The 13,442-nt window shown below is 72.5% G+C and carries 8 protein-coding genes; 4 read left to right on the forward strand and 4 right to left on the reverse strand.

The genetic code is table 11. The features are described from left to right. Positions 1–29 precede the first annotated feature (29 nt). From IE99_RS0110035 to IE99_RS0110045, 3 genes are read left to right on the forward strand one after another with little or no spacing between them, the layout of a single operon-like run. Positions 30–782 carry a LamB/YcsF family protein gene (locus IE99_RS0110035; protein WP_030167161.1) on the forward strand — a complete coding sequence of 251 codons (753 nt, stop codon included), beginning with the start codon at positions 30–32 and terminating at the stop codon, positions 780–782. Continuing rightward, the gene (gene pxpB, locus IE99_RS0110040) at positions 779–1,393 is read left to right on the forward strand and encodes a 5-oxoprolinase subunit PxpB (protein ID WP_030167163.1); all 615 of its coding nucleotides are present in this window, start codon (positions 779–781) and stop codon (positions 1,391–1,393) included. Before IE99_RS0110035 ends, pxpB begins: the two co-directional genes overlap by 4 nt. Beyond that, a complete protein-coding gene (locus IE99_RS0110045) occupies positions 1,390–2,232 on the forward strand; it encodes a 5-oxoprolinase subunit C family protein (RefSeq protein ID WP_030167166.1) in 843 nt (280 codons plus the stop codon). The genes pxpB and IE99_RS0110045 overlap by 4 nt, the downstream gene beginning before the upstream one ends. Here IE99_RS0110045 and IE99_RS0110050 read toward each other — a convergent pair. Further along, entirely contained in the window at positions 2,229–3,326 is a 1,098-nt protein-coding gene (locus IE99_RS0110050; RefSeq protein ID WP_030167169.1) for a winged helix DNA-binding domain-containing protein, read from the reverse strand. The two genes, IE99_RS0110045 and IE99_RS0110050, sit on opposite strands and share 4 nt — an antisense overlap. Before the next feature lie 32 nt (positions 3,327–3,358). Continuing rightward, on the reverse strand, positions 3,359–5,830 hold the full coding sequence (locus IE99_RS0110055) for an AAA family ATPase (RefSeq protein ID WP_030167172.1): 2,472 nt from the start codon (positions 5,828–5,830) through the stop codon (positions 3,359–3,361). Positions 5,831–6,047: 217 nt separating this feature from the next. Here IE99_RS0110055 and IE99_RS0110060 point away from each other — a divergent pair, with 217 nt between their 5' ends. Continuing rightward, positions 6,048–6,791, forward strand: a complete 744-nt coding sequence (locus IE99_RS0110060; RefSeq protein WP_051712359.1) for a ribonuclease HII — start codon at positions 6,048–6,050, stop codon at positions 6,789–6,791. On the opposite strand, the gene IE99_RS0110065 is transcribed toward IE99_RS0110060, so the two are convergent. After that, on the reverse strand, positions 6,788–8,128 hold the full coding sequence (locus tag IE99_RS0110065; protein WP_030167178.1) for a TerD family protein: 1,341 nt from the start codon (positions 8,126–8,128) through the stop codon (positions 6,788–6,790). The genes IE99_RS0110060 and IE99_RS0110065 overlap by 4 nt on opposite strands. A 136-nt stretch (positions 8,129–8,264) precedes the next feature. Continuing rightward, positions 8,265–13,358, reverse strand: a complete 5,094-nt coding sequence (locus tag IE99_RS31090; RefSeq protein ID WP_084219402.1) for a vitamin B12-dependent ribonucleotide reductase — start codon at positions 13,356–13,358, stop codon at positions 8,265–8,267. Between the last annotated feature and the right edge of the window lie 84 nt (positions 13,359–13,442).

Here is a 13,442-nt window from a genome sequence, read left to right on the forward strand (position 1 = left end):
TCCGCCGCGCGCGGTGGTAGTCCTTGACCATGGCGGTCATCGACATCAACGCCGATCTGGGCGAGGGCTTCGGGATCTGGGAGCTGGGCGACGACCTGGCCCTGCTGGACGTCATCACGAGCGCGAACGTGGCGTGCGGGTTCCACGCGGGCGACCCGCTGATCATGCGGCGGGTGTGCGCGGCGGCGGTGGCGCGCGGGGTGACGATCGGCGCGCAGGTGTCCTACCGGGATCTGGCCGGATTCGGCCGCCGGGAGATGGACGTCGCGGCGCCCGAGCTGACCGCGGAGGTCCTCTACCAGCTCGCCGCGCTCGACGGGATCGCGCGGACGGAGGGCGGGCGGGTCGCGTACGTGAAGCCGCACGGGGCGCTCTACAACCGCGTCGCCCGCGACCCGGAGCAGGCGGCCGCCGTCGCCGCGGCGGTGCGCGCCTACGATCCCGCGCTGCCGCTGCTGACCCTTCCCGGGTCCGCCGTCCATGACGTCGCGGACGGGCTCACCGTGGTCGCCGAGTGCTTCGCCGACCGCGCCTACACGCCGTCCGGCGCTCTGGTGTCCCGTCGGCGGCCGGGGGCCGTCGTCCACGATCCAGCCGCCGTGGTGAAGCGGGCGGTGCGGATGGCGGTGGAGGGCACGGTCGAGGCGGTGGACGGCGGCGAGGTCGTCCTGAACGCGCGTTCCCTGTGCGTGCACGGAGACACGCCGGGCGCGGTGACGCTGGCGCGGGCCGTCCGGTCGGCGCTGTCGGCGGCCGGCGTCGCGCTGGAGGCGTTCGCGTGAGGGTGCTCCGCGCCGGCGACGCGGCGCTGCTCGTGGAGACCGGCGACCTGGCGACCGCGCACCGGCTGGACGCCGCCCTGCGCGACGCGGACCCGCCCGGCGTGGTCGACGTCGTTCCCGGGGAGCGGACCGTCCTCGTCGTCGCGGATCCCGGCACCGACCTCGGCGCGCTGGCCGCCCGCATCCCGGGGCTGCCGCTCCCGGCGGAGGCCGAGGCCGGCGCCGGCCCGGTCGAGATCCCCGTCGTGTACGACGGCGCGGACCTCGACGAGGTCGCCGCCCTCACCGGCCTCTCCCGCGAGGCCGTCGCCGCCCGCCACTGCGCCGCGTCCTACACGGTCGCGTATCTCGGGTTCTCTCCCGGTTTCGGCTACCTCACGGGTCTCGACCCGGTCCTGCACGTGCCGCGCCGCGAGTCGCCCCGGACCACCGTCCCGGCCGGGTCGGTCGCGATCGCGGGCCCCTACGCGGCGGTCTACCCGTCGCCGTCGCCGGGCGGCTGGCGGCTGCTCGGGCACAGCGACCTGGTCCTTTGGGACGTCGCGCGCGACCCGCCATCGCTTCTGCGCCCCGGCACGAGGGTCCGTTTCACGCCCGGAGGGACGCGGTGATCGAGGTCGTCCGCCCCGGGCCGCTCGCGACCGTCCAGGATCTCGGCCGTCCCGGGCTCGCCCATCTGGGCGTCCCGCGTTCCGGCGCGGCGGACGAGCGCGCCCTGCGCCTGGCCAACCGCCTCGTGGGCAACCCCGAAGGCGCGGCGGGCATCGAGTTCACGCTCGGCGGCGGCGCGCTGCGGTTCGCGGGCCCCGCCTGGATCGCCGTCACCGGCGCACCCGTCCCCCTGAGCGTCGGGGGACGCGGGCACGGGATCAACGCCCCCTGCCATATCGCTCCGGGTGCGGTGGTCGAACTCGGCGCACCGTCGACGGGCCTCCGCAGCTATCTCGCGGTGCGCGGGGGCGTGGACGCGGAAGCGGTGCTGGGCAGCCGCTCCACCGATCTGCTGTCCGGCCTCGGTCCCGCTCCCCTGGCATCCGGCGACCGGCTCCCCGTGGGCCCGGCCGAGGGGCTCGGCGACATCCTCGTGGACGTCGCGCCCGTCGCTCCCGACCCGCCGGTGCTGCGCGTCCTGCCGGGGCCGCGTCACGACTGGTTCGCCGACGGCGCCCTCGCCGTCCTCACGTCCGCGCCCTACGAGGTGACGGCCGACGGAAACCGCGTCGGCGTCCGCCTCAGCGGGCCGCGCCTGGAACGCGCCCGCACCGGCGAGCTCGGCAGCGAGGGCATGGTCACGGGCGCGCTGCAGGTGCCGCCGAGCGGACAGCCCATCATCTTCCTCGCCGACCACCCCACCACCGGCGGCTACCCGGTCATCGGCGTCCTCCACTCCGCCGACGTCCCCGCCGCCGCCCAGCTGAGGCCGGGCGGGCGGATCCGGTTCCGCGTCTAGCGCGCCGCGCCCGTCACCAGCGGCCGGACGCGCGCGACCGCGTCCTCGAGCGGCCCCTCAGGAAGGTCGGCGAACGAGGTGACGGCGAGGTCACCGTCCACGGCCTCCCAGACACCCGCCACCCGGCCCTCGTGCAGGACGACCGGGGAGATCCAGCCCGCCTTGCGGCTGACGTCACCGCGATGCTCCTGCGGGACGAGGTAGCCCGCCCCCGTGCCCGCGCCCAGGACGTACTGGTCGAACGCCCCGAGCAGCCGGACGGCCCCGCTCGGCTCCGTGTCCGCCAGCTCGTCCAGATGCTCCTCCAGGACGTACATGGGCACGCCCTCCACCTCGACCGTCGCCATCCCGTCCTCCGCCGCCGCGAACCAGCTGCGCAGGTCTCCCTTGCGGTTCCCCTTGCGCATCAGCCACGTGTCGAACGCGTCGAGCGTCGCCGGGCCGTGCGCCCCGAGGTAGGCGTGCACGACCGTCCGGGCGGCCTCGTCGGCGGGCGGCAGCCCCGTCCAGGAGGGCAGCCACGCCGCGGGCGACGTGAACGTGACGCGGGTGCCCTGCGCGGGGCCGTGGCAGAGGACGCCCCACCAGGCCAGCGGCTTCAGCAGCGTTCCCCAGCCGGAGCCGAGGACCTCGGCGAGATGCCGCGACCCGGTCGCGTCGATGACGGCCGCCACCAGCTCCTCACGGGTCAGGGCCGCCCCGCCCGCGAGCGCCTCCGCCGCCGCCTCCGCGATCGCCTCCAGATCGGCGGGGGTGGCCCCGAACGCCTTCTGCCAGCTCGGCTTCTCCCAGGTGCGGACCGCCCCGCACAGCACGAGGTACGCGGCGGCCTCGTCGGCGGGCAGGAGGTGCAGCGTGCCCCGCATGCTCCAGGTCTTGACGAGCGTCCGGTCGTCCAGCAGCGCCCTCGCCACGTCCCCGGCAACAGCAGCGGACCGGCGCACCGCGACCGCGAGCTCCGCCGCCGACGCGACCTGCGCCTGGACCCCCGCCAGCCGCCGCACCACGTCCACCGCCGACCCCGCGCCCACGGGATCGATGAACTGCCGCCGCATCCGCCAGGACAGGACCTGCGCCCACGTGACCGAGACCATGCCCCCGATTACAGCCGATGCCGCCGACATTCTCACGGCAGCCTGTGCGCCAGCTCCGCCACCGCTTCGCGGACGTCCTCCTTCGTGAGCACCGTCAGGTCCGCCGCCGTCGCGGACGCCCCGAGGCCGGCGGCCCGCAGCGCGCGGCGGGCGCACGCCTTCTCGTAGACCGACCGCGCGAACCGCCCGTTGCCCAGTTCGTCTATCCGGCTCGTCCCGCACGCCCTCTGGAAGAGCAGGGCGAGGTCGTCGAGCGCCTCCTCCTCCCACTGGTCGCCGCCCTGCTCGGCGATGAGCTGCGCGATGCGGAGGAGCTCGTCCGGCCCGTAGGAGGGGAAGTCGACGCGGACGTCGAACCGCGACGCCAGCCCCGGGTTGGACCCGAGGAAGCGGTCCATGTCAGCCTCGTAGCCGGCGAGGACGATGACGAGGCGGTCCCTGTCGTCCTCCGCGCGCTTCAGCAGCACCTGGACGGCCTCCGCCCCGAACGCGTCCCCTCCGGAATAGCCCGGATTGCTCAGCGCGTACGCCTCGTCCACGAACAGGACCCCGCCGAGCGCGGAATCGACCGCCTTGTTCGTCTTCAGCGCGGTCGCGCCCAGATGCTCGCCGACCAGGTCCGCGCGCTGCGCCTCGACCACCTCCGGGCGGGCGAGCAGCCCGAACGCCGCGAAGATGCCGCCGAGCACGCGCGCCACCGTCGTCTTCCCGGTCCCCGGCGGGCCGGTGAACACGAAATGCCTGGTCGGCGGGCGGGTGACGAGGCCCTGCTCGGCCCGCATCCGCGCGACCTGCAGCTGCGCAGCGATCTCCCGGACCTGCCGCTTCACCGGCTCCAGCCCGATCAGCGCGTCCAGCGAACCGAGCGCCTCGTCCAGCGTCGGCGTCTCCGCGTACCCGCGGAACCGCTCGGTGACCTCGGCGAACGCCGCCTCGACATCGGCGGTCCGCAGGGTGACCAGGTCGTCGGCGGTGGGCCCCGGCGACGACTGCGAGGCCGCGTCCACGACCCGCATGTCCCGCGCGCGGGCCGCCGCCTCCATCAGCGACCGGACGAACCTCCCGTTGCCGAGTTCGTCGACGATGCCGCGCCGCACGACCTCCTCGAACCGGGCCGCGAGACGGCTGCGCGCCTCCGGTTCGAGACGGTCCTCGCGCAGCCCGGTGTGGTACTCGGCCATCCGCAGGAGCTCGTCCGGGCTGTAGGACGGGAAGCGCACCCGCGTCCCGAAACGGGACGCGAGGCCGGGATTGGAGTCCAGGAACTCCGCCATCTGCGCGTCGTACCCGGCGAGGATGATGACGAGGTCCTCGCGGTCGTCCTCGGCCCGTTTCAGGAGCGTCTGCACCGCCTCGTCCCCGAACCGGTCCGGCTGCCCCTCGGCCGAGTTGACCAGCCCGTACGCCTCGTCGATGAACAGGACCCCGCCCAAGGCGGAGTCGACGAGACGGTTCGTCTTCACCGCGGTGGCGCCCAGGAACTCCCCGACGAGGTCCGCCCGGTGGGCCTCCACGACCGCCGGCTCCGGCAGCAGCCCGAACGCGTGGAAGATCTTGGCCAGGACGCGGGCCACCGTCGTCTTGCCCGTCCCCGGCGGGCCCACGAACACGAAGTGCCGCATGGGCTTCTCCGTCGGCACCCCGGCGGCGGCGCGCAGATGCGCCGCCTCGATCGAGGCCGCAACGGAGCGGACCTGGCGCTTCACCGGCTCCAGCCCGATCATCGCCTCCAGCTCCGCGAGAGCCTCCGCGACCGAGATGCCCGGTGCGGTGGATCTCCGCACCGGCTCCGCCTTCTGCACCGGAACGGGCGGCGCGGTGTCCCGCACGGCGGCGCGCTGCTCCGCGCCCGCCTCCACCCCCGCCGGCGCAGGGTCGCCCCCACCGGACGGGACGTCCTTCGCTCCCGGCTGTTCCTGCACCCACCCGGTCTCGTACTCCTCCGCGGGGACGGTACGCCTCGCCTGCACCCAGCGGTACGCGAGGACGCCGAACGCCGCCGCCCATCCCGGCGTGACGCTCAGTCCGGGGACGGTGTGCGCGGCGGCGGCCGTCACCACCCCGGCACCGCCCAACGCGAGTGCGGTCGTCCGCCACGGCGCGTAGCCGCGCAACCAGAACGCCGCCGTCGGCACCGGCAGCGCGAGCGCCGCCAGCAGAGCCTCCGGCCGCAGCCAGAAAGGGTGGCCGCCGTCCGGATAGAGCCGCCCGAGGGGCACCGACACGCCGAGCCAAGCCGCCACCAGGGCGACGACCGCCATACCCGTGGGTGACCGCAATGTGAGGTGGACGACGACCAGGAAGAGGACCGCGAACGCGCCGGCCGCGAGGACCGGGCCGTCCAGCACGACCGTCACGGCCAGCACGAGGGCGACCGCCAGCACCCCGCCCAGGAAGCGCAACCCGGCCGCGACCTGGAAGTACCGCCAGCGCGAGCGCTCGAAGAGATCCCGTGCGGCGGCGGTCCTCACCGGACGGGAGCGGGATCTGCCGAACAGAGCCATCAAGAGCGAGTAAAGCGCAGGACCCGCCCGAACGGGACCACCCCGACCATTCCCGGGTCCCGGCCCGCCCGGAACGCGGCGCTGTGGCGCGGCGCGCACCCTACGATCGAAGGGGCCGGGTCTGCCCGCGGAAGGACGCGTGGCAACGCCTCGGCCATGCCATCGCCGCCATCCTGAGGGAGCATCCTTGACGGACCCGACCGGCGCCCTGCCCGGCCTGGACCCGGCCGCGCCCAACGCGCCCCGCCGGGCCGCCGGCTACGAGATCGAGGACGAGCTCCGCGCCGCCGTCCCCGTCCGGGGACGCCCCATCCGGATCGCGGGAGTGGACGAGGTCGGCCGCGGCGCCTGGGCCGGACCCGTCGTCGTCTGCGCCGCCGTCACCGACCTCGGCGCCCCGCCCGTCCTCCCGGGCCGCGGCGGGCGGACGATCGCGCTCACCGACTCCAAGCTCCTCACCGCGGCCCACCGGGAGGCGTTCGCCGCCCTCCTCCCCGGCCGGCTCGCCGGGCACGCGATCGGAGCCGCCGCCCCCGCCGAGATCGACGAACTGGGGATGACGCAGGCGCTGCGGCGTGCCGCCGTCCGCGCCCTGGAGGCGCTCCCCCACCCGCCCGACATCGTGATCCTGGACGGCAAGCACGACTTCCTGCGCAGCCCCTGGCGCGTCCGGTGCGAGATCAAGGCGGACCAGCGGTCGGTGACGGTCGCGGCCGCGTCCGTCCTGGCGAAGGTCCACCGCGACCGCCTCATGGCCGCCCTCGACGGGGACCACCCGGGGTACGGGTTCGCCGACAGCGCCGGCTACCCGTCACCCGTCCACCAGGCGGCCCTGCAGGAGCACGGGCCGACGCCCCACCACCGGCTGTCGTGGTCCTACCTCGACGACCTGCCCCGCTGGCGGCACATGAAGAGGCACCGCGACCCCCTCGCGGGAGAGGGGCAGCTCAGCCTGCTCTAGTCCTTCCCGCGCGAGGCGACCCACTCCAGGTTCCACCCGTACGCCTGGTCGACCGCCATCTTCCCCCAGCGCGGACGCCCCGGAGGCGGCGGCACGAACCGTCCCTCGCGGTGCACCACCAGCTCGCCGCCGACGTTCTCGATCAGCGCGAGCACCGCGTCCCGGGACGCGTCCACACAGTCGTCCATCCGCATCTCGATCGGCGCGGACCCCAGCGGGAACAGCGTCGCGGTCGCGTCCAGCCCGCGAAAGTCGTCCGCCCCCTCGTAGATCTCCGCGAACACGAGGATGCGCCTGAACTCCGCGGTGTGGTCCAGGTTGATCGTCAGGTTCTCGCCCGTCGCGACCGCGCCCGTCCGGTCGTCCTTGTCGAGCTTGACGTAGGGCGGACGGTCGAGCGCGCCCATGTCGCCGATCGCGTGGATGATGCCCTTGCGGCCGTCCCGCAGCTCCCAGAGGCAGCACAGGTCGAGGTCGAGGTCCACGCCCCGTCTGCGCTTGCCCAGCAGCCCCTTGGCGACCCCCTCGCGCGCCGTCCAGTTCAGGTTGACGCGCATGTTCCCCTTGGTCGCGCCGTGCTTCGTGAGCGAGACCGACGGCGAGCTCTTCGTCAGCGAGATCATCCCGCCCTGCGGCGCGGCGGGCTGCGCGGGAGGCGGGGGCGGGGGCGGGGGCGGGGGCGGCGCGTACTGCGCCGCGGGCGGGGGCGGCGGCGGAGCGTACTGCTGCGCGGGCGGCGGCGGAGCGTACTGCTGCGCGGGCGGAGGCGGCGTGTACTGCTGCGCGGGCGGCGCCTGGGGCGGAGCCGGCGCGGGCTCATCCACCGAGATCCCGAAGTCGGTCGCGAGCCCCGCCAGGCCAGAGTCGTACCCCTGCCCGACGGCGCGGAACTTCCACGCGCCCTGGCGCCGGTACAGCTCCCCCAGCACGAACGCCGTCTCCGTGGTCGCGCCCACGCTGTCGAACCGCGCGACCTCCGTCCCGGCCGCCGCGTCCACCACCCGGACGTAGAGGCCCTGGAACTCCCCGAAGTTCCCCCCGTCCGCCGACGCCGCGATCACGACCTTGTCGATGTCCGGCTCCACGCGGGCCAGATCCACCGACAGGACGTCCACGATGGTCGGCCCCCGCTGCTTGCCCTCGTGACGGACCGCCCCGGAGGCGTGCGCGGGCTGGTTGTAGAACACGAAGTCGCCATCCGAGCGGACGCGCCCCGCCTCCGTCACCAGCAGCGCCGACGCGTCGGCGTCCGGCACCCCCATACCTCCCCGCCAGCCGAGCTCGACCCGGACCGACGGGACGGGCACCCCCGTGTTGGCGCCCTTCTGCATCGACATGACCGCTCCTCATCGTCGGACGTCCCACCAACCTAAGCGCACGCTCCGAGAGGAGGACGCGCGACGCACACGAGAGGTTCCGACCGGGAACGAAAGCGGGGGGCGCCCCGGCGCCCCCCGCTGCCCGCTTCTCCCGTCAGCTGCAGCCGCTGGTGGAGCCGCAGCCCTCGCAGACGTAGCAGCTGCCCGCCGGACGCATCTTCGTGCCGCAGGTGAGGCACAGCGGCGCGTCCGCCGTGCGGCCCTGCCGGCTCTCGATGACCTCCATCGACGAGTGCGCCTCCTGCGCCCGCGCCGGGGCCGGCACCGCGGCGGGCGCCACCGGCTTCGTGATCGCGGCGGACTGGGCGAGGGTCTCGTGCTCGATCTCCTCATCGCCGTGCAGCGACGCCGGGTCCTCGCCGTTGGCCTGCATCGCCCGCTCGTCGGCGGTGAAGATGCCGAGGCCCGCGCGCTCCTCGTAGGGCAGGTGGTCCAGGGCGAGACGGCGGAAGATGTAGTCCATCACCGACGTCGCCATGCGGATGTCCGGGTCGTCCGTCATGCCGGCCGGCTCGAACCGCATGTTGGTGAACTTCTCCACCCACGTCTCCAGCGGCACCCCGTACTGGAGGCTGATGGAGATGGCCATGGAGAACGCGTCCATGACACCCGCGAGCGTGGAGCCCTGCTTGCCCAGCTTGAGGAAGACCTCGCCGAGGCCGTCGTCCGGGTACGACGACGCCGTCATGTACCCCTCGGCACCGGCGACGGAGAACCGCGTCACGGTCGCGGGGCGCTGCTTCGGCAGCCGCTTGCGGACGGGCCGCTTCACGACCTCCACCGGCGCGGCCTCCGCCTTGGGCTCCTCCTTCTTGCCCGCGGCGGAGAGCGGCTGGCCCACCTTGCAGTTGTCCCGGTAGATCGCCAGGGCCTTGAGCCCCAGCTTCCACCCTTCGAAGTACACCCGCTCGATGTCCTCGATGGTGGCCTTCTCCGGCATGTTGACCGTCTTGCTGATGGCCCCGCTGAGGAACGGCTGGACGGCCGCCATCATCCGGACGTGCCCCATGGCGCTGATGGACCGCTCGCCCATCGCGCAGTCGAACACCTCGTAGTGCTCCGGGCGCAGCCCGGGCGCGTCCACGACATGCCCGTTCTCGGAGATGTACTCGACGATCGCCTCGATCCGCTCCTGCTGGTAGCCGAGCTGCTCCAGGGCGCGCGGGACCGTGTGGTTGACGATCTGCATCGACCCGCCGCCGACGAGCTTCTTGAACTTGACCAGCGCCAGGTCGGGCTCGATGCCTGTCGTGTCGCAGTCCATCATCAGCCCAATTGTCCCAGTGGGGGCCAATAGGCTGCTTTGAGCGTTTCGGTAGCCGTTCTTCTCGCCGGCCTTCAGGCACTCCTGCCACTGCTTCGTCGCGGCCACGTGGACCGACTTGCCCATGTCGTCGAGGGTGCGGACCTCGTCGTTCGCGGCGGCGTGCTTGCGCATGACCCGCTTGTGGGCGTCCGCGTTGCGCGCGTACCCCTCGTACGGGCCGACGACGCCGGCGAGCTCCGCGGAGCGCCGGTAGGCGACGCCCGTCATCAGGGACGTGATGGTCGCCGCGAGGGACCGGCCCCCGTCCGAGTCGTACGCGTGCCCCGTCGCCATCAGGAGCGCGCCCAGGTTCGCGTACCCGATGCCCAGCTGGCGGTAGTCGCGCGTCGTCCGGGCGATCTTCTCCGTGGGGAAGTCGGCGAAGGTGATGGAGATGTCCATCGCCGTGATGATGAGCTCGGTCAGCTTGACGAACCGCTCGACATCGAACGTGCCCGCGTCCGTGAGGAACTTGAGCAGGTTGATGCTCGCCAGGTTGCAGGACGAATTGTCCAGACTCATGTACTCCGAGCAGTTCGCGACCACGAACCCGCTGACGATGTAGGAGTGGTTCCGCGGCTCGGTCAGATTGTAAGTCGTCTCGAAGCCTTTCGACTCCCGCGATACAAGGGTGACCGAGAGGTCCTTCTGGTACCGCTTGGTCGTGTCGAGGAGGCGGAGCAGCGCCTCCTGCTTGGCGGACAGGGTGAAACCGACCTCCGCAGCGAACGCGACCATCGACTGGCCGCTGATCCGCAGGTCGAAGCTCGGCCCGTCCGACCCGTAAGTGACCTCCGTGCCGTCCTTGCGGGTGTGGTGGAAGGACTCCCTCTTGGCCTCCGAGCGGTAGATCCGACCCGCGATGCCCAGCGAGGCGAGGAGTTCCTGGACGCCGAGGAGCAGCTCTTCCGAACGGCCGGCCAGGCCCACGTAGCGGGTGCCGTTCGACAGGTCGGCGACACAGCCGTCCGCGTCGAACAGGCCCTGCAGGAACGCCACGAGCTCCGCTTCCGGAGCCTCGTAGACGGCGGCCGGAACGGTCTTCTCCGGAGCCCGCCCCGTGGAGACGCCCAGGCCGCTCAGGAAGGCCCGGAAGGCCTCGTGGCCGACCCGGAGCTGCTGCGTGCCGTTCGCCTGGACGCTGGGCTTGCGGTCGGTCCCCGTGATGCGCCGCAGGAGAGCCTCGTGCCGCGGCATCACGGTCGCCTGCTCCACCGCCGTCCCGTAGACGGTCACCGCACTGGCGTCGGTGACGCAGCCGTCACCGATCAGCCAGCCCAGGTAGTGGGCGAACTCCTCGTCCCACTTCTCCGGCAGTTCCAGCTCGTGACGGGACACCGCCGCCTGCGCCGCGTGGTGGGCGGCCATCGGCATCTCGCCGGTCACGGCGCCGCGGCTCGCGCGGTGGAACGACCGCACGACGCGGTCGTCCCCGGTCAGCTCCTCCGCGTGGACCCAGCCCCGGTTGGCCGTCCACACCCGGTGGCCCGGTGTGCACCGCAGCCGGGAACCGTCCGAGAAACGGAGCTCGAGGATCTCGTTGGTGCCGGTCACCATGTACCGGACGGGGTCGGTCGCGACGATCCGGTCCTGCGCGTCCGACTCGGACGTCACGTCGTTGGTGTAGATCCCGTAGGTCTCACCGCCCGCGGCGCGCCGCACCATGTCCCCGATGCGGACCAGACCCTTGTCGGTCACGACCCGCTGGTCGGCGGGGAAACACGGGTTGGACGCGGTGATGCGTCCGCTCTCCGGGTTGGTGTGCCAGTCGTTGATCGTGTCGTCGTACTGGATGCCCGGGTCGGCGCACTCCCAGGCGGCCTTCGCCATCAGGCGGAACAGGTCCTTGGCCTTGACGGTCTCGATGACCTCGCCGGTCATCCGGCCGCGCAGGCCGAACTCGCCGTCCTGCTCCACCGCGCGCATGAACTCGTCGGAGACGCGGACGGAGTTGTTCGCGTTCTGGTACTGGACGCTGGCGATGTCCTTGCCGCCGAGGTCCATGTCGAAGCCCGCGTCCCGCAGCGCGCGGATCTTGTCCTCTTCGCGCGCCTTGGTCTGGATGAACTCGGCGACGTCCGGGTGGTCGACGTCGAGGACGACCATCTTCGCGGCCCGCCGCGTGGCGCCGCCCGACTTGATCGTCCCGGCGGACGCGTCGGCGCCGCGCATGAAGGAGACCGGCCCGCTGGCCGTGCCACCGGACGACAGCAGCTCCTTGCTGGACCGGATCCGGGAGAGGTTCAGGCCGGCACCGGAGCCGCCCTTGAAGATGACCCCCTCCTCCTTGTACCAGTCCAGGATCGACTCCATCGTGTCGTCCACCGACAGGATGAAGCAGTTGTGCACGCGGAGGTTGCCGGAGAGGTATTCCCCGCTCTCGGTCTGGATGTCGTAGACCTCCATGGCACCGAGTGCCTCGATGCGCGAGATCTCGAGCTGCTTGGTGGCGTGCGCGCCGCGACCGGCCGTCTCGAAGCCCTTGTGCAGCTTCTCCGCCTTGACCCGGTCGATGAAGCCGATCTCATCGGCGAAGATGCGGCGGTCCCCGGCATTCTGGATGCGCAGCGTCCAGCATCCGTGGCGGTCGGGGCGGGCGTCGGCCTTGAAGCCGACCCGCGAGAAGATGCCGAAACGCAGCAGCAGGCGCTGCATGCCGCGGATCAGCTTCTCCGAGATCATGTCGACCTCGACGAGGGTGGACGACTCGCGGACCGAAACGAACCCCTCGGCCTGGAATACGCTCCGCAGGTAGGCCGCGACGACGGGCAGCGGCGCAGTGAAGAGCCGCGCCGGGACGTCCATATCGACGCCGCGGGCCATCAGGCCCCAGTCCTCGACGTACTGCTCCAGGACCTTGCCGTACAGCCGGGTTCGACGGCAGTCGAGTGCGGGGTCCTGCGTCTCCACCGTGCGCTCGTGCCGGTGGACGTCCGGGAAGACGGTGTTCAGCTGGCGTCCGACCCACTCGAGTTCGGCGTCGGTGACCGTCATGGCCTCAATGGTCAGCGAGCGGTTGGTGCCGGTGTCGTACCGCCCCACGAAGCCGTCGGACTGCAGCCAGCCCGCCAGCGCCGCCTCCGCCATCTCGCGGGAGGTGATCTCAGCCTCGCCGAAAGCGTCGCGCCGGTGCCATTCGAGCCGGTCGCCCGTCTTCAGCTCACCGGCGGGCACGAAACGCCCGGTGCCCATGCCGGTGGCCTTCCAGACGAGGTGGTCGGCGGTCACGTCGAGCGTGTAGCCGGCCTTGGTGTGGAGGCGCAGGACGTCCTTCACGCCATTGGCCTTGGTGGCGACGACCCGGGTGAGCCCCTGAGCGTCGTACACCTTGGTTCCGACGGCGTCGTCCTCGACCAGCTTGCCGATCGGGATCAGCCCGGCGGGCGTGCTGACCAGCGCGTCGTAGGGCTGGCACGCGCTCACCTGCTGGGGGGACTTGGTGCCGACGTTGAACCAGACCGGGGAGTTGAAGCTGAACAGCTGGTGGGCGAGGGCGTACTTCAGTTCGTGGTCGAAGATCTCGGCGTCGGCGTCGGAGGCGAAGTAGCCCTCCTTGACGCCCGTCTCGGTGTAGACGTTCACGACGCGGTCGATGAGCTGCTTCAGGCTCCACTCGCGCTGCGGGGTGCCCACGGCGCCGCGGAAGTACTTCGAGGTGACGATGTTGCCGGCGTTCACCGACCAGAAGTCGGGGAACTCGACGCCGCGCTGCTCGAAGTTGATGGAGCCGTCGCGCCAGTTGGTCATGACGACGTCACGACGCTCCCAGCGCATCTCGTCGTACGGATGCACGCCGGGCGTGGTGAAGATCCGCTCCATCTTCAGGCCCTTGCGGCTCCCCTTGCCGCGCCGGGCCGCCGAGCCACTCACCGTCTCCGTCATGACCTTCCCTCTCTCCGCCCCCGTGCGGGGCCCTCTCCAGGAACGACTCCGCCGCCGCACGGGCGCTGCCCGCGCGGTGGCGTT

It is taken from the genome of Spirillospora albida (assembly GCF_000718255.1).
Taxonomy (GTDB): Bacteria; Actinomycetota; Actinomycetes; order Streptosporangiales; family Streptosporangiaceae; genus Spirillospora; species Spirillospora albida.

What these genes read in the sequence shown, in the direction of transcription:
- IE99_RS0110035 (WP_030167161.1), top strand. Translation starts at nt 30, where the DNA reads ATGGCGGTCATCGACATCAACGCCGATCTGGGCGAGGGCTTCGGGATC.
- IE99_RS0110050 (WP_030167169.1), bottom strand. Translation starts at nt 3,326, where the DNA reads ATGGTCTCGGTCACGTGGGCGCAGGTCCTGTCCTGGCGGATGCGGCGG.
- IE99_RS0110055 (WP_030167172.1), bottom strand. Translation starts at nt 5,830, where the DNA reads ATGGCTCTGTTCGGCAGATCCCGCTCCCGTCCGGTGAGGACCGCCGCC.
- IE99_RS0110065 (WP_030167178.1), bottom strand. Translation starts at nt 8,128, where the DNA reads ATGTCGATGCAGAAGGGCGCCAACACGGGGGTGCCCGTCCCGTCGGTC.
- IE99_RS31090 (WP_084219402.1), bottom strand. Translation starts at nt 13,358, where the DNA reads ATGACGGAGACGGTGAGTGGCTCGGCGGCCCGGCGCGGCAAGGGGAGC.